The following is a 24,862-nucleotide window of genomic DNA, read 5'->3' on the forward strand; positions in this document are numbered from 1 at the left end:
ACAATGAACCGGTGATGGACGTACCTACGACGCGGGAGCGGCTGAGGGAGGCCGCCCGCCGCACGGTCCGCGACGCCAGGCTGCCGAGCGGTCCACCGCTGCGGCCCACGCGGCGCGCCTGGCAGTTCGACCTGCTGCTGACCCTGGTCATCGGGATCTCCACCGTCTACTACGGCATCGACAACGCCGACAACGTCGTGATGCGGGAGATCGCACCCGGCGTGGTGCGGGTCATACCGCGCCCGTCCGGCCCCGGCGGCATGGCCTTCATGGTGACCCTCGCGGCCGTCGCCTCGGGTGCCCTGGCCCTGCGCCGCCGCTACCCGCTCGCCGTGCTGTGCGTCGTGACGGCCGCGACCCTGGCGACACCGCAGAGCGTCCTGCGGCTGACCTTCTACGCGTTCGTCATCGCCGTCTACAGCGCAGCCGTGTTCAGCCCGTACCGGGTGGCGACCCTGGCGGCGCTGCCGGTGTCGGTCGTCCTGGTCGGCACCTCGGGGAACTCGGTGACCCCGATCGTCCCCAACGAATACATCGCCTTGCTGATCCTGGTCCCGATGGCCGTGGCCGCCGTCGGCCTGCGCACCTGGAAGCTCCGCACCGACGAGGGCCGCACCCGGCTCTCCGCGCTGGAACGCGAGCAGGGCGAGGCGCTGCGCCGGGCCGTCGAGCACGAGCGGGCCAGGATCGCCCGCGAACTGCACGACGTCGTCACGCACAACGTCAGCGTGATGATCATCCAGGCGGGCGCCGCCCGCAAGATCATGGAAACCTCCCCCGAGCAGGCCGGCGAGGCGCTGCTCGCCGTCGAGGCGGGCGGCCGGGCGGCCATGACCGAACTGCGCCACGTCATGGGACTGCTCACCATGGCCGGGCAGGGCGAGGACACGGACGAAGGCGCAGACCTGGACCTGGCCGGCACCGCGGCGGAACTGGCCCCGCAACCCGGTCTGGACCAGCTGGAATCGCTGGTCGGACGGGTCCGCGACACCGGACTGCCCGTCGACCTGACCGTCACCGGCCCGCCCCGCCCCCTCCCGCCCGGCCTCGAACTCGCCGCCTACCGCGTGGTCCAGGAAGCCCTGACCAACACCGTGAAGCATGCCTTCGGCGCCACCGCCGCCGTGACCGTCGAATACGGCCAGGACCGGCTCCGGGTGGAAGTCACCGACACCGGCGGACACCCGGGCGCGGGCGCGCCCACCGGAAACGGCCGGGGCCTGATCGGCCTGCGCGAGCGCCTCGCCGTCCACGACGGAACCCTGACCACCGGCCGGCGCATGACCGGCGGCTACCGTGTGGAGGCCCTGATCCCCTTGGAGACGCCGTGACCGAGCCGCTGCGCGTGCCCCTCGCCGACGACCAGACCCTGGTCCGCACCGGATTCCGGATGATCCTCGGCGCCGACGGCATCGACGTCGTGGCGGAAGCGACCAACGGCGCCGAAGCCGTCGAAGCGGTCCGCCGCACGCGGCCCGACGTGGTCCTCATGGACATCCGGATGCCCGAGATGGACGGCCTGGAGGCCACCCGCCGCATCCTCACCGGCGCCCCCACCGCACCCCGCGTCATCATCCTGACCACGTTCGACCTCGACCGGTACGTCTACGCGGCACTGTCCGCCGGCGCCAGCGGCTTCCTCCTCAAGGACGTCACCCCCGAGCATCTGACCGCGTCCGTCCGCACGGTCCGCAACGGCGACGCCCTCCTCGCGCCCGCCATCACCCGCCGCCTCGTGCAGCGCTTCACCCAACACGGCAGCGACACCGCCGCCCTCCACCGCGACCTCGCCTCGCTCACGCCCCGCGAACTGGAGGTCCTCGGCCTGCTGGCCAGAGGACTCAGCAACACCGAGCTCGCCAACCGCCTCCACCTGGCCGAGGCGACCGTCAAGACCCACGTCGCCCGCATCCTCGCCAAACTCGGACTCCGCGACCGCGTCCAAGCCGTCATCGTCGCCTACGAGACAGGGCTGGTCAGCGCCGGTGGACGTGAGGCCGGCCAGCAGTCCGACGAGCAGACGTAGCCCGGATCCGAGACACTACGCCGCCCTTCACCTGGGGAGTTCGGCGGAGCGCTCGGGTTAGCGGATGCTGCCCGTCAGGCCGGTCGAACGGCCTTACCCTGGACCGGTGTTCTCACCCGAAGGCCCCTCGCTGCGTGAGCTGGCCGTGCAGGCCCTGTCGTCCGTCGAGCGCGGTTATGACCTGCTCGCCCCGAGGTTCGACCACACTCCGTTCCGCACCCCGGACCGCATCCTCGATGCGACCGCCGCCGCCCTGAGTCCCTTCGGCCCTTTCGGTGACGGGCTGGACGTGTGCTGCGGCACGGGAGCGGGCCTGCGCGTCCTGCAACCGTTGTGCGGGGGCCGGGTCGCGGGCGTGGACTTCAGCGCCGGCATGCTCGCGCAGGCGCGCCGTGCCCACCCGGACGCGGAGTGGATACGCGCTGACGCACGGAAGCCGCCCTTCGCCGCGGAGTTCGACCTGGCCGTCAGCTTCGGCGCCTTCGGGCACTTCCTGGCCGCCGAGCGGCCGGCCCTGTTCGCCGGGGTGCACCGCGCCCTCCGGCCCGGCGGGCTCTTCGCCTTCCCTGTTTTCGCACCGCCGCGCATCGCCTCCCGGCGCTACTGGATACCCGCCGGCTTCGACGCGGCGATGCGGATACGGAACGCGGTCTGGCGGCCGGCCTTCGTCATGTACTACCGCACCTTCCCGCTCCGCGCGGTGCGCGCCGAACTGACGGCGGCGGGCTTCACCGTACGCACGACCGCGGTACCCGACTTCGGTCACCGCCCGGACGGTGCCCCGTACGCGCGCCTGGTCCTGGCCCGCAAAGCGTGACGGCGGGCCGGGACCCCGTCAGGCAGGCCCCTCATTCAACCGAAGTGCGTGAAGGGGGCGATGCCGCGACGCCGTTGGCCAGCGCCGCTCGGATGATGCGGACGGCCTCGTCGGTGTCGATGCCCGCACTGGCGATGACGGCGGCGTACTCGGCGGCGGCGTGGCGTGCCCGCTCGCGCCCCTGCTCGCCGGCCGCGGTGACGAACGAGCCCGCCCGTCCGCGGGTCTCGATCAGCCCCGCCTCCTCCAGCGCCCGGTAGGCCCGGCCGACGGTGTTGACGGCCAGGCCGAGGTCCGCGGCCAGGCGGCGGATGGTCGGCAGCTGGGTGCCCACGGCCAGTGTGCGGTCCTGGATCCGCCGGGCGAGCTGGGCGCGGAGCTGCTCGAACGGCGGGACGGGCGAGGCCGAGTCGATGACGATCATCGGCTCACCGGACGCTCGTGGCGTGCCGCGCCACCGTGCCGCTCTGCGCGGTCCGCTTGGTGATCAGGGCGAGCGTGACGGTGCTCAGGGCGACGAAGACGAGCCAGGCGGTGTTCCACCAGCCAAGCGCGGTATCGAACACGGACACGATCGGCAGCAGCCACACCACGGTCGGCGTGGCGACCTCGCGGGCGTCCTCGACCCGCATGATGACGTCGGCGGTCAGCGAGACCTCGTCGTCGGCCACGACCGGGTGCGTCAGGATGTGGCGTAGCTGGACAGCCGTACCGACCGCGACCCCGCACAGCCCGATGAGCAGGACGAGTGCCGCATACCGCGCGGTGGAGTCCCGCACGGTCAGGGCGACGACCGCCGGTACCGACGCGCCCGCGAACGTGGCGACCGCGAACGCCGCACGCGGCCGGCCGAGCACGGTGCGCCATCCGAGCCGGACCGGGTGGGCCACCCGGCGCGGCAACGTCGCGCCGGCGCGCCGGTCGACCCGCCGCACCCACCAGTCCAGCAGGGACTGGGCCAGCACCAACCCGACGACCACCGCCGTCAGGACCAGCAACGACGATTCCCGGTACGACCCGGAGCCGTCAGCCCCAGGAGGCCGGTCGGTCGTGTAGACAAGGGCAACCGCGATGATGAACGCCGCCAGCAGGACCTGAGCGGCCAGCCGGGCACCGCGCCGGACCGCCAGGCGCGTGGCCAACAGCGGCGTCGGCCGGACGTCGACCAGGCCGTGCCGGGCCAACCACACGCCGGCCTGCTCGACATCCGCCGGACGCACGGACTGCTCGGGCATCCAGCAACCCTCCCTTTGACGTGACTCCTCTATGTCGCAAGCGTTGTCTCAAGATAGTGCGTCAAGCCTTGCGACAAGTCAACGGAATGCAGCGCGGCGGCGCCGACGCCACGCCGGCCCGAAACGTAGGGCCGCCGGGGTCAAGGCGCCGGCGGCACTCACGCTCCGGGCAGGTCCACAGACTGCCCGACGTGCCGAAAGGTTACGGATCCATGATCACTCGTGCCAAAGCAGCTCCCGGCCAGCCGCGTTCCGCCGACCCCGTGGGCCATGTGCCCGCCTCAGAGCTTGAAGGTGCGCACCGACGCCGCCACGGGGGTTCTCCTCAGTCGGCCCTGCGTCGGTGGTCCTCAGGCCGTCAGGCCCTCGATGGCCACGGGAAGATGGCGCGGGCCGCGCAGCACCGCGTTGGCGCGGTACGGCGGGGGGTCCTCGAGCAACCGGGAGAACTTGACCCGGCGAAAGAGTTCGGGCACGGCCAGGTGCAGTTCAATACGGGCGAGAGGGGCACCGAAGCAGTAGTGGATGCCGGTGTAGAAACCCAGGTGCTCGTTGTCCTTGCGGTCGGGATCGAACCGGTCGGGGTCCTCGAAGCGCTTGGGATCGCGGTTGGCCGCGGCCAGCATGAGCCACACCGGCGAGCCCTTGGGGATCGTGGTGCCGGCGACCTCGATGTCGGCCAGCGCGGTGGTCCACGGCACGAACTGGACCGGGGGCTCGTACCGCAGCACTTCCTCGATGAGCGGGGCGGCCAGGTCCGGCTCCCTCCGGAAGCGCTGGAGGACGTCGGGGTGGCGGAGCAACGTCAGGGTCGTATTGGTGATCGCGTTGACGGTGGTCTCGTGGCCGGCGACCAGGAGCAGCACCGCGGTGGCCTCCAGGTCGGCCGGTGTCATGTCGGGCGCGAGCGCGCTGAGCATCCCGGGGCCGGGGTGGCGGCGTTTGGTCTCGATCAGGCCGGACAGGTAGGCGCCCAGCTCCTGGCGTGCCTGCTGTCCCTTCTCCTGGCCGGCGGCGCCGGACTGGGGATCGAGTGACGACGCCAGGGCATCGGCCCACTGGTGGAAGCGCGACTCGTCGTCGCGCGGCACGCCCAGGACTTTGCAGATCGCGGTGACGGGAAGGGGGTAGGCGAAGTCCTCGACGATGTCGACCTGGTCCTTGCCCGCGAAGGCGTCGAGCAGTTCGGTGACGACCTTGGCGGGGTCTCCGCGCAGGTCGTCGAGGAACCTGGGACTGTGCGGGGGACCGAACGGCCGGTTGATGGTGTCGCGCAGTCGGTCGTGCACCGGCGGGTCGGTGAAGATGAAGCTCGGCGGCAGGTTCGTGTCGCCCGCGGCCGCTGTGCGTGCGTAGCCGGCGGCCCGGTTGCGCGTGTCGTTGCTCAGCCGTGGGTCGTTGGCCAGGCTCCGCACCTCGTAGTACGTGCTGACCACGTACGTGCCGTCGTCCTCCAGCCTGACCGGTGTCTTGCGCAGCTCCTCGTAGAGCGGGTACGGATCGGCTCGATTGGCGTAGTCGGTGATCTGCTCGATGATGGTGCCGGGCGTCATGGCGTCTCCTGGGGCCGGGCGGCACAGGGCCGGTGATCAGGCATGCGATGGAGTGAACGCAACACGTCGTTCGCCCGGTGAGTGACCCGTCAGCGTGACCGTGGCCCCGCGGGTGGGCAGATGGGGATCGGGGAAGGCCGGGTCGACCGGCTGCGAGGTCTCGTTGCGGCGGTCGACCGTGCGGTACTCCGGAGGGAAGGGGGCGCCGGACGCGATCTGCTGCTCATGGAACCCCAGCCACTTGGCTCCGTCGAAGGACACCGCGGCGATGACGCGGCCGTGGTAGCCGTACACCGCGACGAACCGGTCCTCGGCGAGGGCCCCTTGGGCGACGACCAGCTGGTCGCCCAGCGGGGGCACGCCCACGGACTTGATGTAGACACCGAACTGGGAGGACCAGAACGTCGGCAGCCACAGGTGGGGACGGCGCTCGGGACCCGCGCAGATCATGTTGTGGGCGCCGGCGGCGTACATGTCGTCGGTGACAATGCCGTTGACGTCGAACACCCGACATCCGGCGTCGCAGGCGACGCCCCGGGGACCCGCGGCCACCCCCGAGCCGGCGAGCCGTTCCGTGTTCCGGACGGCGCCGAGCGAGACGACCGCCACGTCCACGTCGATCACCGAGCCGTCCGATAGATGGGCGCGCTTGAGTCGTCCTACATCGTCGCCCTCCAGGGCGGTGACGCTCATGCCGCAGCGTAGGTCGACTCCGTGCTTGCGCTGCAGCCGGTCCGCGACCGTGCCGATCACTCCGCCGAGAGCACCCACCAGCGGTGCCGGGCCGCGTTCGGCGACCGTGACCGCAAGGCCCAGCTCTCGGCAGGCGGAGGCGACCTCGGAGCCCGTGAAACCGGCGCCGATCACCAGCACCCGGGGCACGCCCCCGGTCGGCTTCCGGCGCAGGCGGGCGGAGTCGTCGCGCGTGCGCAGCACGAACACGCCGTCCAATGAAGTCTCTTCGGGGTGGATCCGAGGCCGCGCTCTGGTGCCGGCGGTGATCGGCAGGCGGTCGTAGGGGACGGTGTCGCCGTTTGTCAGGCGTACCTGTTCGGCGTCCCTGTCGAGGCTCTCGGCGGCGACGCCCCGACGCCGTTCGGCGTCGATGTCGCGCCGCCGCGGCAACGCGGTGTCCTCGGGCCGTGCCCGCCCGAGCAGTGCCTGCTTCGACTGTGGCGGCCGGTCGTAGGGATCGTACGGCTCGTCGCCGATCATGGTGAGCAATCCGGTGAAGCCCTTCTCGCGCAGTGTCTCCGCCGCGCGCAGACCGGCCAGCGAGGCCCCAACGACGACAATGCCGCCCTGGCGCCGCAGGACCTGGACGTCCGCGTCAGACGACATGGGACTTCACCCGCTTCGTCGGCTCGTCGAAGTGGTCGACGAGGATCGCCTGGACCGGGCAGGCGGCAGCGGCCTTCTCCACCCGGTCACGTTGTGCCTCGTCGAAGCGAGGGGAGAACAGCAGCGCCTCTTCCCCGTGCAGGGCGAAGACGTCCGGGGCGACGAAGACGCACTGCGCGAACCCTGGCACCGGTTGAGATCGACGACAAGCCTCATGGGAATCCGTTCCCTGCAGGGGCCGCGGTGCCCGAGCCCTGCTGCCGTCCGCGCTCGGTCCATGTGGTCGGTAGGCATGCCTCACTTTCAGGTTCAGCCTTCCGCCCAGGTCTCGCAAGGCGAGACGGCGCTGAGGGACCGGGCCTCGCGCGAGGCAAAGGGAAGCTCCTCGGGGAACTGTGAAACCAGTTCTTCGGCCTACTGACCGAGCTGGGATTCGAGGTCGGCCTGTGGGCTTGTGTGCTGCCTCGGCCGGCACCCCTGGACGGTCGCAGCGACCCTCACCATCCGGCTCCGAACATGGTCGGCCGGGCAAGTCCTAGTCAACGGGACGTAGGGCGTTCAGGACGGCTGACGAGGCACGGTGCTCCTCGCAGACGGCCCACGAACTCTCGGCACCCTTGTCCTTCACGCGCACGCTCCACACCGCCTCATGTGCGCATGGAGAAGCCCAAGCGCAACGCTGCTCGCGAGACTTCGTGCCGGCGGCATGCCGCTGCGGTTCCCATGTGACCGGTCCTTCGACAAGCTCCACGGCACCAGTGAAGCGCGTCGCACGACCTGCCGCAGTCGAATGAGTGTCGAAACGGCGGCAACGCAGGGGGACAGCCGGATGGGGGCGCGGATCTCGCCCGTGACGAAGGACCGGGCTCGGATGACGTGTACAGGGCGGGCCCGCCCCGCTACGCTCTGACCCGTCGTCGGCCGAAGTCCTCACGCCCCGCCGCACGCCGAGCCGTTGTGTCGTCTTCGCGGCCCCCGGCGCGCACGTGCTGTACGAATTCTGTTCTCCTTCCGTACGCCTTCTCCGTGTCTGATGACGTACGGTCGTGAAAGCGGCGGCTGCGATGCCGTTCGTCCACTACCGTCTCGCTCTGGGTTGCACGCCCGGCGTTTCCGGGCTGACAACGTTGTCTTCTGGTGAGGCCGAACCGTGCGTGCGTATTGCGACGCTGGAGAGGTTACGTGTCCATCAGATCCCATCCCCCCTTGCCCCCCGCGGTCCTTCCGAGAACCGCGAGCGGGCGTCGCCGGCCGTTGCGCGCGACGGTCGCCGCGCTGCTCACCGGGGCGCTCGGCCTCGGCGCGCTGGCGGGTGGCGGCGCGGCCGCCGCCGTGCCCGTCGCCACCACGTCCACGGGGTCCGGCGGGGCGTCCGGCGGGACGGACTACACCAAGCTCGTCGACCCGTTCGTGTCGACCGCGGGCGACGACGGCAACGACCTGCCGGGCGCGCAGGCGCCCCACAGCCTGGCCAAGGTCAACCCGCTGACCACGCCGAACCGGAACCACACCGGGTACGACTACAACGAGGACCACATCGCCGGGTTCACCGCGACGGACCTCGACGGCGTCGGCGGCTCCGGAGGCGGCGGCGACCTGCTCGTCGTCCCGACCTCCGTGCAGTACGACAGCCGGCCCGCCGCCGGCACGTACGCCCACGCGTACAGCCACGACGACGAGAGCGCGACGCCCGGCTCCTACCAGGTGGGCCTCGGGGCCATCTCCGGAACCGCGTCGTCGGTGAAGCAGGACCCGGGCACCATCAAGGCCGAGATGACCGCGACCACGCGCACGGCGCTGCAGCGGTACAGCTTCCCCGCCGGGTCGAACCCCGAGCTCGTCCTCGACCTCGCGAACAACTTCACCAGCCGCACCCGCTCGACGATGAAGGCGACGACGCTCCCGAACGGGACCACGTCGATCACCGGGCTCATCGCGGGTTCGTTCAACGGCGCCTCGTACAAGCTGTACTACGCCGCCACCACGAACGTCCCCGTGACCTCCCTGAAGAGCTGGGGCAACGACGGCAAGCTGAGCGACGCGACCACGCAGGACGGGTCCGACACCGGCGCCGTCCTCGGGTTCGACGAGGCCGCGCGCGACGACATCGAGCTGCGCATCACGCTGTCGCCGATCAGCGCCGAGCAGGCCACGACCGACCAGCACAACGAGGTGGGCGACCTCACCTTCGACCAGGCGCGCGCGCAGACGAAGGCGGACTGGAACAAGGCGCTCGGCGCCGTCGACGTGCGCTCCTCGGTGAAGTCCGACCCCGGGTCGACGCTCACCAAGGAGTTCTACACGCACCTGTACCGCATGTACGCGCTGCCGGTGAACGCCACCAGCACCAGCGGGACGTACCGCGGCGCGGACGGCGCGGTGCACAAGGCGAACGGCTTCACGTACTACGACGGCTGGTCCACCTGGGACGACTTCCGCAAGTACTCCGTCGAGTCCTACATCGACCCGGCCACCTACCGGGACATGATCCAGTCGCTCATCGTGCTCTTCGCCGACGCGCGTACCTCGGGCAAGAGCCTCGGCAGTCTCACCCACTCGGTCCCGACCGTGCGCTGGGAGCGTTCGGCCGTGCTGGTCGCCGACGCGCTGTCGAAGGGCTTCAAGAACTTCGACCGGCTCGACGAGGCGTACCCGGCGCTGCTGTCGTACTCCGGCTACTACACGGGCGCGCAGCTGCGGCAGGGGTACGTCACCGGTGACCCCGGTACGACCGTGCAGCGCGGCTACGACCAGTGGGCGCTGTCCGTCGTCGCCGACGCGCTCGGCAAGAAGGACGACGCGAAGAAGCTGCGGACCCAGTCGACGATGGCGATCGACAACCTCGTGAAGTCCGGCGCCTGGACAGCGGCCGACGGCACCAAGGTCGGGCTGCTCACCCCGCGCGCCGCGAACGGCGACTGGCAGAGCGCCGACTACGAGAAGTTCGAGGCGGCCGGCCTCTACCAGGGCACGCTGTGGCAGTACCACTGGTACGACGCGTACGACATGGGCGGCCTGATCAAGGCCATGGGCGGCGACAAGGCCGGCAAGGCCGCGGTCAAGCACATGTTCGGCGAGGACTCCAGCGTCGACGACGGATCGACCATGCTGCACTCCAACGCGAACGAGATCGACCTGCAGGCCCCGTACCTGTTCAACTACGTCGGCGAGCCGAGCCTGACGCAGAAGTGGGTACGCGCCATCTACACCGGCACGACCTGGAACCGCTACATCGCGACGGGCTCGACGAACGAGGCCCCCAGCTCCGGCGGCCAGTTCACCCCGCCGGTCAAGACCCAGGTCTACAAGCTCTCCCCGAACGGCTTCCTGCCGACCATGGACAACGACGCCGGCACCATGTCGACCATGTTCGTCGGCGCCGCGCTCGGCCTGTTCCCGGTGACCGCCGGATCCAGCCAGTTCCAGATCGGCAGCCCGTTCTTCGACTCGACGACGATCAGCTACGCCAACGGCTCCCGGTTCACGGTGAAGGCCGACGGCGTGTCGCCGAGCAACTACTACGTGCAGAACGCGACCCTCAACGGCAAGCGCTTCGACAACACGTGGCTCGACTACTCCCAGATCATCTCCGGCGGAACCCTGGACTTCACCATGGGTTCCAAGCCCTCCCAGTGGGGCGCCCACACCGAGCCCGCGTACTCGCTGAACACCGACGGCGGCGACACGGGCGACGGTGACGCGGGCACGGACAAGGGCGACACGGTCGTCTCCGCCCGCCCGGGCACCGTTGACACCGACGAGGACGGCACCCTCCACGACAGCGTGCAGCTCACCCTGGACGGACCGGCGTCGTTCGACGCCCGCAAGGGGACCAGCCTCACCAAGACCGGAGCGGCGAGCGTGACCGGCCTGCCGGCCGGCGTCACGGCTGACCTCCGCGTCGGTGACAAGCGGACGGCGACGCTGTCCCTCACCGGCACCACGAAGACCGACGCACGCTTCGGCATCACCTTCCGCGACGAGGCCTTCGCCCACGGCGTGCGGGCCTCGACGGTGAGCGGCACCGGGATATCCCCGACCGACCCGCTCCTCATCTCCGCCGCCGCGGTGCACCGCAAGGCCCTGGGCGCACTCGTCGACCAGGCGTCCGTGGTGCGCAGCGCCAACTACTCCGACGGCTCCTGGAACCTCTTCCGGTCGGCCCTGGAGCGCGCGCGGACCGTCCTCGCGGACACCTCCTCCGCGACGGGCACGATCATGGCCGCGCAGGACGCGCTGCAGACCGCCATCGACGCCCTGACCATCGACGAGGGCGGCTACGCCGTCCTGCAGGCCGAGAGCCCCGACCAGAAGGAGGGACCCAGCCTCATCAGCGAGCGGAACAACTCCGACGGCAACCTCGGTGGCGTCACCGAGGGATCGTGGGAGCGGTTCGCCAAGCTGGACTTCGGCGGGGTCGCCCCGCGGACCATCTCGGTCCGCTACGCGAACTCGCAGGCGACGAACGCGAAGCCGAGCAGCGTGGACATCCACGCCGGCGCCGCCGACGGCCCGGTCGTGGCCACCGTCTCGCTCCCCGGGACCGGCGGCTGGCAGTACTACTCCACGGTGCAGGCGGCCGTCACCGACGCCGACGCCCTGCTGGACGCGAAGAGCGCGACGTTCGTGTTCCACGCCCCGTCGGGCCAGCAGTGGGTGTCGAACTTCGACTGGTACCAGTTCTCGCCGTACGAGGTCTCGACGTCCCCCACCACTACGCTCGCCACGCTGACCGCGGTCAACAGCACCGCGACCGGCAACGGTTCGCTGCCGCTCAACCTCGGCAACGGCATCTTCGAGAACGTGACGAACGGCGCGTGGGCGCAGTGGAAGGACACGAACCTCCGCAGCGGCGCCGACACCGTCACCGTCCGCTATGACAAGCCCCAGTCGCGGGCCGCGTCGGACTCGCACATCGAGCTGCACCTCGGCTCGAAGGACGGCGCGAAGAGCGTCGACATCCCGCTCGACTACAGCGGATCGGGCTGGGGAACCATCGCCTCCACGAGCGTGCACCTCGACCCGAGCGTCTTCACCGGCGTCCAGGACGTGTACGCGGCGTTCGTCTCCAGCACGCAGACGGCCTCCCAGCCCTACGTGGGCAACGTCTACTCGCTGGCCCTGACGCAGACCGCCGACGCCCCCGTGGGCTTCGACGCCACCGCGTGGCGCTCCAACAGCGGCGGCGGCCTCAAGAGCGAGCCCGTCGGCTGGACGGGTTCGGGTTCCACGACCGACCTCGGCGGCACCTACAACGGCGCCTGGCTCAACTACGGGGACATCGACTTCGGCGCTTCCCCGAAGAGCACCGTCACGATCACCTACGTCAACAACTCCGCCCGCTGCGGCACCGGCTCCGCCGTCCAGCTCTACCTGGACTCCTTCGACACGGCCAACCCCGGCACGCCGTACGCGACCGCGCCGCTGCCGGTCACGGGATCCGCGTGGTCCTCCGGAGGGACGACGAGCGTGACGCTGCCCAAGGCGATCACCGGCACGCACACCGTCTACCTGCGGCTGACGACGAACCCGGACTCCTCGCACCCGTACGTCGCGAACCTGGGCCGGATCACCTTCAACCACGTCGAGACGCCCGCCGTCACGGACAAGTCCGCCCTGCGGAAGGCGATCGAGCAGTACGAGGGGCTCTCCGCCGACGCGGAGCGCTACGACGCGATCGACTTCGGTGTGTACGGGCGTGAACTCGCGGCCGCACGTACCCTCGTCACCGCCGATGACGCGACCCAGCTCGAGGTCGACACGCAGACGCGCAGCCTCACCCTGGCCGCGGGCCAGCTGATCCCGCTCCCGCGGCTGAAGCTGGAGGACCTGGTCGCCACCGCGTCCGCCCTCGACGACGACCGCTACACGGACGCGTCGTGGAAGGCGTTCACCGGGGCACTCGCCGTGGCGAAGACCGCGGTCGCCGACGGTGCGGCCACGGACGCGACCCTCACCGCCCGGTACGACACCCTTCGCCACGCCCTGTCCGCGCTCACCACGAAGCCCAAGACGGTGCCGGCCGCGCCTGACGCGGTGTCGGCGACCTCGTCCGGCACGAGCGTGACCGTCGCCTGGTCCGCACCCAAGGACACCGGCGGCTCACCGGTCACCGGCTACGAGATCACCCTCAGCGACGGCCACCAGATCAAGATCAAGGATCCGGAAAGCCGGAGCACGACCTTCACCTGGCTGCGGTCGGGCAGGTCGTACACGGCACGCGTCCAGGCGGTCAACGCCGTCGGCACCTCGCAGCGGAGCGCCGCCACGGCACCCGTGGTCACCGGCGGCGGCAAGCCGCAGAAGCCGGCCGTGACGGGTGTGATCACCGACGGCAAGCAGGTCCGCGTGACCTGGCAGGCGGCCGGCGACGGCGGATTCCCGGTCATCGGCTACACCGTGGCCCTCGACGACGGAACCACCGCGCACGTCCCCGCCACCACGGGCACGACGCTGCTCACGACCACGGGCAAGGCGAAGGCCCACGCGGCCACCGTCACCGCGGTCACCCTCGCCGGAACCTCGGACGACAGTGCCGCGACCGCCCCGGTGACCACCGCGGCGTCCGCCGCGGCGGACGCCTCCGACCCGGCGTACGAGCCGTCCCCCTTCCCGGACGACACGCTCAACGCCACCTACGCGTCCGACAAGTGGCCGGGCACCGGTGACGGGACCGACTACTTCTACGGCCTGCTCAACGGCTTCAAGGACCTCGACTCCGACATCCTCGCCGCCAACACCAAGGTGCCGGGCGGCACCCCGCTCACCGCTGAGAACGACCGGATCGCGGTGCGCATCAACAACGCGGCGACGCAGAAGGAGGTGGACCGGGCCGAGGTCGACGCCACGAACAGCTCCACCGTCACGATGGCCGACGGCCTCGGCTCCCGGCTCGGCCGGATCTACCTGGACGCCCTCAACGGCGGCCGGCTGCCGAAGACCGGAGCGCTGTTCTCCCGCGTCACGCAGGGCCTCGACAAGGGCGGAGCGGCGAAGGACCACTTCGGCTACCAGCGCCCGTACGTGCGGCTCGGGTTCGTCGGCGACGGCGGCGCCGTCTACGAGTCGCAGGACGGTTCCTACGGCAGCCTCACCACCAGCGGCTCCTACCCGAGCGGCCACACCTACGGCGGCTACGAAGCGGGGACCATCCTCGCCACGCTCCTGCCGGAGCTGGCACCGTCGATCCTCGCCCGCACCTCGGAGTACGGGGACAACCGCATCGTCCTCGGGTTCCACTACCCGCTCGACGTGATGGGCGGCCGCATCGCCGCACAGGCCACCGTCGCGCACCGGTGGGCGGACGCCGACTTCGCGAAGCTGCTGACGCAGGCCCACACCGAGATGGAGAACGTGCTGCTCGCCAGTTGCGAGAAGGAGGGCTACGGCGACACGCTCGAGGCCTGCGAGGGCGACTCCTACGCCGGCCTGAGCACGGCGCAGCACGTCGACCTGTACACGCAGCGCCTGGACTACGGGTTCTCCCAGGTGGGGAAGTCCGGGCAGGCCCTCAAGGCGCCGTCCGACGCGGCGGCCCTGCTGATCACGGCCTTCCCGGACCTGACCACCGAGCAGCGCACCCAGATCCTCGAGCAGACCGCGACGGACTCCGGCTCCCCGCTGGACCTCACCGCGGACGGCGGAGCGAGCTGGGAGCGGATCAACCTGGCGGCGGCGATGGCGGCGCGCGTCGTCGTCAACGCCGACGGGTCGGTCAAGGTGACGAACCACACGGACGCCACCAAGGCCAGCGTCGCCGACGCCAAGGCGATCACCGTCGGAGGCATCGCGATCGACGGGTTCGACCCGGCCGTGTCCACGTACGTCGTCGACTGGCCGAAGAACAAGAAGGTCCCGGCCCTCTCCGCTGTACCGGCCCAGTCCGGTGCGCGCGTGAAGGTCACCGACGGCAGCTCGGTCCTGTCGTCGACCGGGCACCGGTTCACCACTCGCACCATCAAGGTGACCTCGGCCAACGGCTCGGTCACCCGCACCTACACGGTCGGGTTCCAGCCCACGGACCGCGACGACCGTCCGGTCGCGGCCGGCGGCAACGGTGGTGACCGCATCGCCGGGGCGACCGACCTGCTGAGCCGCGGAAGCAACGGAGCAGGCTCCGCCGGCGGCGCCGGATTCTGGGCGCCGTCTACGGAGTGGGCCAACCCCATGTGGATCCCCCAGGGGTAGCGCACACCGCCGCCGGCGGCCGGCCCCTCCGGGTGAACCCCAGTGGTTCACCCGGAGGGGCCGTCGGCATTCCGGGCGGCCGTGGGCGGCGGCGGTCGCCCGCGCAACACGGTGGGGCCGGCCCGGAGGGCCGGCCCCACCGTGTCCTGCAGGTCCGCCTAACGCCTTGTCAGAACCACGTCGGCGGTGACGGCGTCACGACCGCGCGGTCGCACCGTGCGCTCGGCCGTCCGGTAGCCCTCGGCAGTCACGGTGAGGGAGACGGCGGGTCCGGCGTCCGGGAGCCACAGTTGGTACGAGCCGTCGACCGCGGTGCTCAGCGTGTGCGCGCCCGACCCGGTCCCGACCCGGACCGTGGCTCCGGCCAGCGGGGTGCTGTCGCCATGCCGCCCGGCGCCGCTGACGGTGCCGGTCAGGTGCGTCCACCCCGGCGGCGCCACCACGGTCATGGTGACCGGCACGGTGACGGAGGCGTACGGCCCGTCGCTGTCGATGACCAGCCGCGCCTGGTGCACGCCCGCGTCGGCCGGACCCATGTCCCGGGCGTCGACGGTGACGGTCAGCTCCGCCGTCCTGCCCGCGCCGACGGAGGACGAGCCCGCCTTCGCCGCCAGCCACGTCACGTCCCCGTGGGGCGCGTCGTAACCGGGCAGTTCGAGGGCGGAGGTCTGCATCACCCTGTCCGCGCTCTGGCCGCCCAGGACCGACCAGCCGGGTGCTCCGGCCGCCGCGTACAGCGGCTGCGGCAGGTTCGGCAGCGGGCTCCACGTGTCCGCGGCCGGATCGTAGGCGTAGGCCTCGTTGGTCACCGCGGCGGCCCCGACCAGCACACCGCCGGCGGCCATGAGCCGGCCCGCGCCGCTCGCCGTCGCGGCACCCCAGAAGTCCACCGGCGGGTCGGCGATCGGCGTCCAGCGGCCCGCGGCCCGGTCCAGGGCGTAGCCCACGGCCGTGGCGTGCGGAGGCTGCCCGTCGCCCTGGTGGACACCGCCCGCGCAGTACAGCGTCCCGTCGACGGTTCCGCAGCTCTGCCAGGAGGTCGGCACAGGGTAGGCCGGTCCCGTGGACCACGTGTCGCCGGCCGGGTCGTAGACCTGGACGTCGCGCGTGCCGCAGGAGATGCCGGTGCAGCCGCCGATCACATAGAGCCGGTCGCCGACCGCTGCCGCGGCCGAACTGCCGTACGCCTTGGGCGCGTCGGCGATCCGCGACCATGTGTCGCTCGCCGGGTCGTAGACCTCGCCCCCGGCGATCGGCGTGCCCGCGCGGTTCTTGCCGCCGACGACGTACAGCTTGCCCCGGACGAACCCGTAGGCCGCGCCGCTGCGCTTGGTGACGGCCGGGGCGAGGTCCTTCCAGGTCGCCGTGGCCGGGTCGTAGGAGCGCAGAGCGGTGGTCCACTGACCGTCGGGGGTCTGGCCGAGACCGGTGTAGAGGACGCCGTCGTACGCGGCCGCGATCCCCCCGGTCATGGGCTGCGGGAGGTCCGCGAGCGGCTGCCACGCCTGCCCGGCGGCCGCCCCGGCGGTCCGGCCCGCCGCCGTGGTGTTCGTCGTGGCGGTGGCCGCGACGTCGAGCGGATCGGGTCTGGCCGCCGTCCGCTCCCTGGCGGCGCCGGACACGCGCGCCGGGGCTCCCGCGACGGCCTGCTCGCCGACGGCGAGGGAGGCCGGGGCGCCCCCGGTGTTGCGCACCTTCACCGTGACGGTCTTCTTACCGCCCCAGGGAACGGTGACGCCCACGGCACCGGGGGTGGCCTTCAGCCGGGACGGGCGCAGCGCGAGGTCCGCGGTAGTGACGACGTCGCCCTTGACCGACACGGACGACGTCCCGGCCGGATAGCCGAAGGCGGGCAGGGCGGCGGTGAACTCCTGGCGGCCGGTACGGGAGGAGAAGGCCCAGTACAGACCGTCGCCCACGGCCGGGTCATCCGGCGTGGCGATGCTGTGGCCGCTGTCCTCGGGGGCCTTCGCGGCGGAGACGGTCGCGCCGACCACTCCGGCACCGGTGTTGGCGTCCGTCACCCGGCCCGTCAGCAGCCCACCGGGGACGGTGACCAGCGAGCGGGTGCCGACGGCGACGTTGTCCAGCTGCCAGATGCCGGTCAGGGAGCCGGCGAAGTGGAAGCGCAGCCGCACCGAGGACTTGCCGGCGTAGGCGGTGAGCGGAACGACCTGGTGGGAGGGGCCCTCCACGACGTCCGTGTGGTGCCAGAGGTTCTCCCAGTGGTCCCCGCCGTCGGTGCTCACGTCGATGTCGGCCGTGGGGTCGTTGAAGCGCCACAGACTGGGCAGCGCGGTGTCGAACTCCAGCGCCGGCCGGGTCTGCGCCGAGAAGTCGTAGGCGGGGCTGATCAGTTCGGTGTCGACTTCGCCCCAGCCGAGGGCGTAGTCGTCGACCTGGGCGAAGCCGCCGTCACCACCGGTCTGGTTGCCGCGGGTGAGCGGGTCGTCGAAGCCCCAGCCGCCGGCTGCGGTGTGGTTGACGATGCTCCACCCGGCAGGCTTCGCGGCGGTGTCGAAGGACTGGAAACCGCCGCCGTGGTAGTCGACGGCGTAGCCCGGCGGGAGGGTGCCGGAGCCGACCAGGGGGAGCGTCAGGTCGGCCGTCTTCGGGGACGATCCGAGCACGACCTTCGTCTCGGCCGGCCGGTAGCCGGGGTAGAGGCCGGTGGCGCGCAGCGTGTACGTCTTTCCGCGCTCGAGGCGGACGGAGTAGCGGCCCGTCCTGGGGTCGGTGTGGACGGTGCCGGGCACGCCGTCGACGGTCAGCCGGGCGTAGAGGCCCCAGCCGTGTCCGCCGCCGTCCCGGACGGTGCCGGAGACCGTGGTGGTCGGCACGGCCACGAGCGCGGCGTTCCTGGTCAGCTCCGTGCCGTCGGCGAGGGTGACCTTGCCCAGGTCCTTCTCGGAGTAGCCGAAGGCGTTGACCGTCAGCGTGTACGAGCCGGTGGGCGCCGCCAGCGACCACCTTCCGTCCGCGCCGGTGACCGCCGAGTTCGCGCCCAGCCGTACCGTCGCGCCGGACAGCGCCTTGCCGGTGCCCTTGTCGGTGACCTTGCCGGTCACGGTGCCGTGCGGGCCGGGGCGGAAGGCGCCGACGCCGTTCGGCGTGCCCAGCCCCGTCGGTCCGTCGTAGCCGGGGCCCGCGGTGCAGCTGTTCGCGGGCTCGCACGCGGGCGTGGTGTCCGGGTCGCAGGGCGCGTCGTCGGAGCATTGCGCGTTGCTGCCGGTGGTGACGTCGTTGAGCGCACCGGGCGCGCGGTACGGGTACCCGGCCGGGTAGGTGCCATCGACGGGCGTCCCGGCCAGTGCGTACAGACCGGCGATGATCGGGGCGGAGGCGCTGGTGCCGCCGTAGACGCCCCATCCGCCGCCGGAGTAGGTGTTGTAGACCGCCACGCCCGTGTCGGGGTCGGCGACCGCGCTGACGTCCGTCACCGACCGCTTGTCGCAGCCGGTGCCGGTCTGGAAGGCCGGCTTGGGCTGGTAGGCGGAGCACCCCGAGCCCGTGCCGCTCCACACCGTCTCCGTCCAGCCGCGCGCACCGGTGTCGCTCCTGCTGAGCGAGGTGCCGCCGACGGACGTCACGTAGGGGGAGGAGGCCGGGTAGCTCAGCCCGTGGCCGTAGTCGCCGGAGGCGAACACCACGGCGGTGCCGGGGTGGTCGAAGTACGCGGCGTCCAGGGCGGCGAGGTCGGGGCCGTCGTAGTAGGCGCCGTAGGAGTTGGACACGTAGCGGGCGCCCAGCGCCACCGCGGTGTTGACGGCGCTGCCCAGGTCGTCCGTGGCGGAGCTGTCGGCCTCGACGAGGAGGATGTGCGCCTTGGGCGCGACGGCCGAGACCATGTCCAGGTCCAGGGATATCTCGCCGGCCCAGCCGTCGTTGGGCTGCGGGTAGTCGGTGCCGCCGCGCTGGTCGACCTTGCGGAAGCAGCCGTTGTCAGCCGTGCAGGAGGGCAGCCCGTACTGGTCCCGGTAAGCGGCGAGGTCCTGCTCGGCCAGCGGGTTGTCGTAGGCCGCCACGACCGCGATGGTCGCCCCGGCGCCGCCGTCCGCGGGCAGGTCGTACGCCGAGCGCAGGTCGGCCGGGCCGAATCCCTCGGGAGTGGCGGACCGTGCGGTGCGACCGCTCTCGGTGTCCGCTCGGCGCACCGCGAAGCAACCGAAGTGCCCGGGCTGCGGGGCGCCGCACAGCGACTCCGCCGCCGGCCCGGCGTCATCGGCGACGGCCGGGCTCTGCTGGGGCAGTTGGACCGCGAGGACGGCCAGCAGCAGGGCGGCGGCCCCGCCGACGGCACGTTGCCACCGGGATCCCGTCGGCCGGGCGGGGGCGCCCCTCAAGTACCGGGAGAGGGGGCGTGAAGGACGGGGAACGAGCACGGGGCGACTCCGGCAGTGGTCCGATAACGTTGTCGGGCACATGACGCGTTGCCCGAAGAAAGATCGCGCGCGCTCGACAACCAGGTCAATGGATGGAGTTGGCGACTTGGCGCCGCGTGTCGTATTCACGACTTCTCGGCAACCGCCCCGCCGTGGCGATGCGCCTCACCATCGGGCGGCCGGTCCGCGACCCTGTTCGCAACCGTGCAACGCCTGAGCCTGTTGCACATGACGTCCGCGCCGTTGCCGTCTGCGCTTGGCAAGGGCCTCATCGCGACCTGTCGCCCTCGAACCGGCCGCGGGAGTGGGACGTGGTCCCGCCGGGCTCGTCCGGTCTCATGTTGAGCTGGGCGCGGCCGTCTCCGGCGTCGGCGGTCCACAGGTTCAGGGACGGCACGCGGTGGAACTCGCCGTTGGCGAGATGCTGCTGCAGCACCCCGGGGGAGACCACTTCCGCCATTCGGAGTACCAGACGGCGCCCGGCGGGTACGTGATGACTCCGTCGCCGTTGTCATTCCCGAAGGGGGCCGCCGGGACCATCTCTTCCGCGCTTTCGACGCCGGGACGTCACCCTTGCGCAGGATGACGACGAAACCCTCCTCGCCCTTCTTGAGCAGGGTCTCGATGGTGTCGCCGGCCTTGTCCTCGCCGGGGATCGACGTGGTCAGCGTCGAGCCCAGGTCGGGGTGTCGATCGGGGAGTTGCCGAGCGACCAGCCGGCGACGTCGGAGATCGCGCCGCACAGGTCGACCAGTGGTGATCTCCTGGCGGGTCGGCACGTTCGTCGCCGCGGTATGTCCGCCAGGAAGTAGATCTTGGTGGCGCCACGGCGCATGAACCGCTGCTGGGTGGTCCCCAAGGGGGTGCTCACTCCCCGGGAACCCCAGACCCGGCGTGCGGAGGCCCGTCCCCAACAGGTCGCAAGACTGCGACCCCAGAGGGTCGGTCCGTACCGTTTGGCCGGACGTCCACGCAGGGGCCTCCGCGGCGAGGTGCGATCAGACGTCAGCCGTTCGGCATCGACACCGTCAGGACGAATCGCTGCACGTAGGTGTAGGTGGAGCTCACGACACGTCCTTTCCTCACGGTCAACTTCGTCGGACACAATCAGTGATCGGCGGGTGACATGGGGTCTCCACCTGACAGGCTGGTTACCTGCGAGCTTGGCAACCGGCGCCCCTGGACGCCAGCTTCCGCCGGCGTCCGCTACGCACCCGTGCGCACCGGTGGTGTCAGCGGCCGCGGGTGAGCAGTGCCCGGGTCTCGGTCAAGTCGAGGACGCGGGCGACGGGCGGGCTCATGACCTTGATCGTCAGGATGCCTCCGCCGCGGCCGTCGAAGGTCCTGGCCTCCAGAAGCGCGTTGAGGCCCGAGCAGTCGAAGAAGGTGACCCCGGACAAGTCCAGCTCGAGGCCTTCGGGGTGGGCGCGCATGGCCGCGATGAGGCAGCGTTCCAGGTCCGCTGCGCAACCGGCGTCCACTTCCCCGGTGATCACCGCCACCGCTCCGTCCGTTCCGCGCGCTGCGAGGCTCAGCGTGGCCCGGTCGGCGAAGCTCCGCGTGCCTCCGGGAGGCAGATAGGTGGGCAGCGCCCAGGGGTCCGGGGCGGTGCCGTCGTCTTCGTGGGTGTGGTCTGGCCGCGACATCGTGGGCTCCCGCTGTTCCACCAGGGGACTTCCTGCCAACTGTGATGATGCTCGGACCGGCAACGTACGTCAAACAAATCATGAAATATTTTTCGTGGGTTGATAATCAGGAAACGGGGAGCGCATGATGGGGCGCATGGACGGACGCGCACAGGACCAGGACCAGCCGCGGTGGACCTTCCTCACCAGTCACGCGCGGGTCCTGATCATGATCGCCCGCGACCCCGGCATCAGGCTCCGTGACGTGGCTTCCGCCTGTGGCCTTACGGAGCGGACGGTGCAGGGCGTGGTCTCCGACCTCGAAGAGGGCGGATACCTGGTCCGGTCCCGCGAGGGCCGGCGAAACCGCTACGAGATCGTCCCTGGCGCCATGTTCCGTCATCCGGCCGAGTCCGATCACGAGATCGCCGGCCTCTTGGCGCTGATCACCGAACCCCCGGCGCCGTGACGGCCGGCCGTGTTGTCGGTGCCGGGTGGGGCACTGGCGTACGGAAGCCGTCGATGCCGGGCACGGATGTCGACCTCGGCACCTGGTTCCGGACAGTGACCACCCTGCCAGGTGCATGCCCGGTTGCCGTATGCCATCGATCAGCTGTCGCCCACTGGGTTCGTGCATGCGTTGCCTCGGATGGTCTCATTTCCGGCGATCTCCCGGCGATCTCCTGCGAGCCGTGGGGACGAAGCCGATCCTGGAGGAGGGTGCCTTCGTACAGCACCCCTTCCTGTGAACGCCGGGTTGCAGCATGGGCTTGGAGCCACGGCGGGGCGCACGAACGATCGACGAGATGGCTCTGACCAGCCTCACGAGCATCCGCTGTCTACCGGACCCGGCAGCCAGAATCGCAGCACGTGCAGCCCTGGAACACAGGCCCCCTGCGCGGGCGAAGGACATTGTCGTCCAGTGCGACGCGGAGGGCATCGACCCCGCAACGGTCCAGGCGGGAACCCTTGCCGGTGATCTGCAATGGATCGACGCGAGCGCCGGTGCCGATGAGGCATTGCAGTTGATGGAACAGCATCAGATCAAGCGCCTGCCAGTCATCGACACGGAGCAGGGTCACCAACTGGTCGGCATGATCAGCGAAGCCGACCTCGCGCGCAATCTGACGGACGGTCAGATCGTGGAATTCGTGACCCGGGTGTACGTCAACGCCTGATCCGGTGGCGGGCTGCCCCCTTGCCTGCCAAAGGGCAGGCCGCCGCCCTCCCGGGCGGTGCAGCCTGAAGTCTTCGTATGGAGCGGCATCGGGTGGTCGTGTATCCGCCGCCTTCTGAGGGTGGCGGTCGGCGCGTGCGCCTGGACTGCCAGGACCTCGGCATCGCGTACGACCGTCGGGACCTGATGGAGTCCCTGCGGCGTGCAGGCCTCGACCCTGACTCGGTCTATCTGGACGACGAACTGTTCGACCGGCGCAGCGCAGGCCCGAAATTTGGTGAGTCCCCTGCCTGACCCGGTTTCTGGGATCACTTGGGGCCGGGCAGGGGACCTAAGGGGCGGCTACCCCCGTTCTGGCGGCTACATCGCCTCCGGCCAAAGGAGCAGCCGCGCCGCCAGGTCGATGACCGACACCCACTCGGTTGCGGGGATCGCCGCGGTGCCGGCGGCATGCCGTGCCGCGGCCTCAGGACCGCCAGGCGCTCCCGGGTGCGCAAGGTGACCTTGTCGACGGCAACCGTGCAGGGCCAGCGCCTCCACCAGGAGCGCGTATGGCCGCTGACCCTGCTCGCCGGCCCCGACCCAGTAGGGCTTGGCGTAGAGCATCGGGTAGACGTCGCGCTCATCGACGAAGCCGAGGACGTCGACGGTTCGCTTCGTGGGAAAAGGGAGTGCGGCCAGGTCCTCATCGAGGAGCACGACGGTGCGGCCGTCGGGGCGCTGCCGGCCGCGCGCGATGTCCGACTGCGGTACCCCCACCTCTTCGCGCTCGCAGACCCTGCGGTGCCTGATGCGGGCTCCGTCGCTCGCGTGGACCTGGTGGAATCCGGTGCCTGGAAGCAGTACCGACGTACTGAGACGCAGGGCGGGTTCTTGCTCGGCTCGCTCCCGCAAGCTGTTTCGTAGGCCTTCAGCGCGGAATGCTCGACTCGGCGTAGGTACTGTCGGTTGCTTTGCGATGCCCCTTGTCCGCAAGCGGCTCCGGGCGCTCTTTCACCAGTGGGCAACGAGCTCAGTCCGAGTGGGTTGTGTGCCGAAGGGGTGAACTGCTGGGCGAGAGCCGACCGCGGCCACCGCTATGCGGTCGGCGCCAATTCGGCCCGACCGAATAGCAGGGCGTACCCGGTTGCCAGTTGTGCGAGAACGCGGTTGATGAGGTCGTCCCCGGCCAGGCGACTGAGAATCGCGAAAACGGTCCCGGCGTCCCAACGTGCGGTGGCGGGCGTGCCGCCGGTGCGGGTGGCCAGGTCGCAGACGAAGTCGAAGCCGGTGAGCGGTTCGGTGCGGGGGAGTTGGGCGGTGAGCTCGAGCGCGGCTTCGACAGGAAGCCGGGCGGCCAGGGCGACGCGTTCTTCGCCGATCAGCTGCCGACCGAGTCCGGCCAGCACATCACGGACGGCCTGCTCGGCCCGTTCGCGGGTTGGGTAGGCACCCTCGTAGCGTACGTGCTCGACCATCGCGTCGAACGTCATCGCCGTTGTACGGAGGTCCGCTGGGGGCTGCGGGGACATCGGTGTGCCTTTCATCTTCTTGTTGTGGTGTGGGGCGGGGGCAGCGTGTCCCGCCCCACGGTCGTGAGGGTCAGGCCGGCTCGAGGTGGCCGAACAGCAGGTCGTAGCCCGGGGGCAGCTGAAGCAAGAGCCGGCGCAGGAGGTCTGGTCCGGCCTCCTCGGCGGCCACGCTGAGGACGGCGCCGACGTCCCAGCGTGCGGTCTGTTCGGTGGCGCCTTCGATCCAGGCGGCGGTGGCCCGCACAAACCGCTCGGCGTCCAGCGGCTCGGCGGCCTGCAGCGGATTGAGCAGGATGAGTGCGTAGGTCTCCGGGAGTCGAGCGGCGAGTTCTGCGCGCTCCTCGCCGACCACGTGTGCGCCCAGCAGGGCTAGCACGACGCGTGCGGCCTGGTCCGCCTCCTGTGGTGTGGAGTATTCGCCGCGTTCCTGCACGCGTGCGAGGAACGCATCCGGTCGCATGGGCACGGTAATCCCCTTGGGTTGCGCGGAGGACGGAACCGAGGAGGGAGGGAAACGGTTAGCCGTCCTCCGCCGCCTGCATGTGCCGGGTGGTGCCCGGCTCAGGGCTCAGCCGCTGATCTGCTTGCGGTCGCCGGTGGACGTGATGGCGATCTTGCGGGGCTTGGCCCGCTCCGCGATCGGGATGCGCAGGGTCAGGACGCCGGCGTCGTATTCGGCCTCGATGTGGTCGGCGTCCAGGGTGTCGGCGAGCATGAGCTGCCGGGAGAAGACGCCGAGGGGCCGTTCGGACAGTTCCATCTGCACGTCGTCGGCCTTGGCGACGGGACGGCGTTCGGCCTTGACCGTGAGCATGTTGCGTTCGACGTCGATGTCGATCGCTTCCGGCGATACGCCGGGAAGGTCGAGGGCGATCACGTAGTGGTCGCCTTCGCGGTAGGCGTCCATCGGCATCGTCGAGGGCCTCGTCCATGTGCCGGACGTCCCCAGGAGCTGCTGGGTCAGACGGTCCAGCTCACGGAACGGATCGGTGCGCATCAACATCGTGA

Annotated in this window: 19 protein-coding genes and 1 pseudogene; 7 read left to right on the forward strand and 13 right to left on the reverse strand. The window is 70.9% G+C overall.

The annotated features are described in order from the left end of the window. Positions 1-14: 14 nt before the first annotated feature. The 3 genes from AC1VWI_RS42000 (at position 15) to AC1VWI_RS42010 (ending at position 2,843) form a co-directional block, all read left to right on the forward strand. Entirely contained in the window at positions 15-1,331 is a 1,317-nt protein-coding gene (locus tag AC1VWI_RS42000) for a sensor histidine kinase (RefSeq protein ID WP_499517046.1), read from the forward strand. Further along, the gene (locus AC1VWI_RS42005; protein WP_499516325.1) at positions 1,328-2,026 is read left to right on the forward strand and encodes a response regulator; all 699 of its coding nucleotides are present in this window, start codon (positions 1,328-1,330) and stop codon (positions 2,024-2,026) included. Before AC1VWI_RS42000 ends, AC1VWI_RS42005 begins: the two co-directional genes overlap by 4 nt. A gap of 106 nt (positions 2,027-2,132) precedes the next feature. After that, complete coding sequence (locus AC1VWI_RS42010) at positions 2,133-2,843, forward strand: class I SAM-dependent methyltransferase (protein ID WP_499516326.1); 711 nt, start codon at positions 2,133-2,135, stop codon at positions 2,841-2,843. A gap of 31 nt (positions 2,844-2,874) precedes the next feature. Here AC1VWI_RS42010 and AC1VWI_RS42015 read toward each other — a convergent pair whose 3' ends face one another. The 5 genes and pseudogenes from AC1VWI_RS42015 to AC1VWI_RS42035 form a co-directional block, all read right to left on the reverse strand. After that, entirely contained in the window at positions 2,875-3,267 is a 393-nt protein-coding gene (locus tag AC1VWI_RS42015; RefSeq protein WP_499516327.1) for a GntR family transcriptional regulator, read from the reverse strand. Between the two features lie 4 nt (positions 3,268-3,271). Further along, on the reverse strand, positions 3,272-4,078 hold the full coding sequence (locus AC1VWI_RS42020; protein ID WP_499516328.1) for a hypothetical protein: 807 nt from the start codon (positions 4,076-4,078) through the stop codon (positions 3,272-3,274). A 350-nt stretch (positions 4,079-4,428) separates the two neighbouring features. Further along, positions 4,429-5,631 carry a cytochrome P450 gene (locus AC1VWI_RS42025; RefSeq protein WP_499516329.1) on the reverse strand — a complete coding sequence of 401 codons (1,203 nt, stop codon included), beginning with the start codon at positions 5,629-5,631 and terminating at the stop codon, positions 4,429-4,431. Between the two features lie 36 nt (positions 5,632-5,667). Next, positions 5,668-6,972 (reverse strand): NAD(P)/FAD-dependent oxidoreductase, encoded by a 1,305-nt coding sequence (locus tag AC1VWI_RS42030; protein WP_499516330.1) that lies wholly within the window; start codon positions 6,970-6,972, stop codon positions 5,668-5,670. Next, positions 6,962-7,188, reverse strand: a pseudogene (locus AC1VWI_RS42035) (ferredoxin). Before AC1VWI_RS42035 ends, AC1VWI_RS42030 begins: the two are co-directional and overlap by 11 nt. 1,038 nt (positions 7,189-8,226) lie before the next feature. Between AC1VWI_RS42035 and AC1VWI_RS42040 the strand changes: the two are divergent. Next, positions 8,227-15,159 carry a glycoside hydrolase domain-containing protein gene (locus tag AC1VWI_RS42040; protein WP_499516331.1) on the forward strand — a complete coding sequence of 2,311 codons (6,933 nt, stop codon included), beginning with the start codon at positions 8,227-8,229 and terminating at the stop codon, positions 15,157-15,159. 158 nt (positions 15,160-15,317) lie between these two features. Here AC1VWI_RS42040 and AC1VWI_RS42045 read toward each other — a convergent pair whose 3' ends face one another. The 4 genes from AC1VWI_RS42045 to AC1VWI_RS42060 form a co-directional block, all read right to left on the reverse strand. Continuing rightward, a complete protein-coding gene (locus AC1VWI_RS42045) occupies positions 15,318-19,502 on the reverse strand; it encodes a carboxypeptidase regulatory-like domain-containing protein (protein WP_499516332.1) in 4,185 nt (1,394 codons plus the stop codon). Between the two features lie 307 nt (positions 19,503-19,809). Further along, positions 19,810-20,001, reverse strand: a complete 192-nt coding sequence (locus AC1VWI_RS42050; RefSeq protein ID WP_499516333.1) for a hypothetical protein — start codon at positions 19,999-20,001, stop codon at positions 19,810-19,812. Positions 20,002-20,205: 204 nt separating this feature from the next. Then, positions 20,206-20,412: a hypothetical protein gene (locus tag AC1VWI_RS42055; protein ID WP_499516334.1), complete on the reverse strand. Its 207-nt coding sequence runs from the start codon at positions 20,410-20,412 to the stop codon at positions 20,206-20,208. Between the two features lie 361 nt (positions 20,413-20,773). Continuing rightward, positions 20,774-21,187, reverse strand: coding sequence for an STAS domain-containing protein (locus tag AC1VWI_RS42060; protein WP_499516335.1), 414 nt, complete (start codon positions 21,185-21,187; stop codon positions 20,774-20,776). A gap of 136 nt (positions 21,188-21,323) precedes the next feature. Between AC1VWI_RS42060 and AC1VWI_RS42065 the strand changes: the two genes are divergently transcribed. The 3 genes from AC1VWI_RS42065 (at position 21,324) to AC1VWI_RS42075 (ending at position 22,637) form a co-directional block, all read left to right on the forward strand. After that, positions 21,324-21,635, forward strand: coding sequence for a helix-turn-helix transcriptional regulator (locus tag AC1VWI_RS42065; RefSeq protein WP_499516336.1), 312 nt, complete (start codon positions 21,324-21,326; stop codon positions 21,633-21,635). 337 nt (positions 21,636-21,972) lie between these two features. After that, on the forward strand, positions 21,973-22,344 hold the full coding sequence (locus AC1VWI_RS42070; protein WP_499516337.1) for a CBS domain-containing protein: 372 nt from the start codon (positions 21,973-21,975) through the stop codon (positions 22,342-22,344). A gap of 77 nt (positions 22,345-22,421) precedes the next feature. Continuing rightward, positions 22,422-22,637, forward strand: a complete 216-nt coding sequence (locus AC1VWI_RS42075; protein WP_499516338.1) for a hypothetical protein — start codon at positions 22,422-22,424, stop codon at positions 22,635-22,637. A 66-nt stretch (positions 22,638-22,703) separates the two neighbouring features. On the opposite strand, the gene AC1VWI_RS42080 is transcribed toward AC1VWI_RS42075, so the two are convergent. The 4 genes from AC1VWI_RS42080 to AC1VWI_RS42095 form a co-directional block, all read right to left on the reverse strand. Next, positions 22,704-23,318 carry a Ku protein gene (locus tag AC1VWI_RS42080; RefSeq protein WP_499516339.1) on the reverse strand — a complete coding sequence of 205 codons (615 nt, stop codon included), beginning with the start codon at positions 23,316-23,318 and terminating at the stop codon, positions 22,704-22,706. 101 nt (positions 23,319-23,419) lie between these two features. Further along, positions 23,420-23,815: a DUF2267 domain-containing protein gene (locus AC1VWI_RS42085; RefSeq protein WP_499516340.1), complete on the reverse strand. Its 396-nt coding sequence runs from the start codon at positions 23,813-23,815 to the stop codon at positions 23,420-23,422. A 109-nt stretch (positions 23,816-23,924) separates the two neighbouring features. Continuing rightward, entirely contained in the window at positions 23,925-24,314 is a 390-nt protein-coding gene (locus AC1VWI_RS42090) for a DUF2267 domain-containing protein (RefSeq protein ID WP_499517047.1), read from the reverse strand. 108 nt (positions 24,315-24,422) lie between these two features. After that, positions 24,423-24,857: an Hsp20/alpha crystallin family protein gene (locus tag AC1VWI_RS42095; protein ID WP_499516341.1), complete on the reverse strand. Its 435-nt coding sequence runs from the start codon at positions 24,855-24,857 to the stop codon at positions 24,423-24,425. Between the last annotated feature and the right edge of the window lie 5 nt (positions 24,858-24,862).

Source organism: Streptomyces sp. TOM-9, from assembly GCF_056858595.1.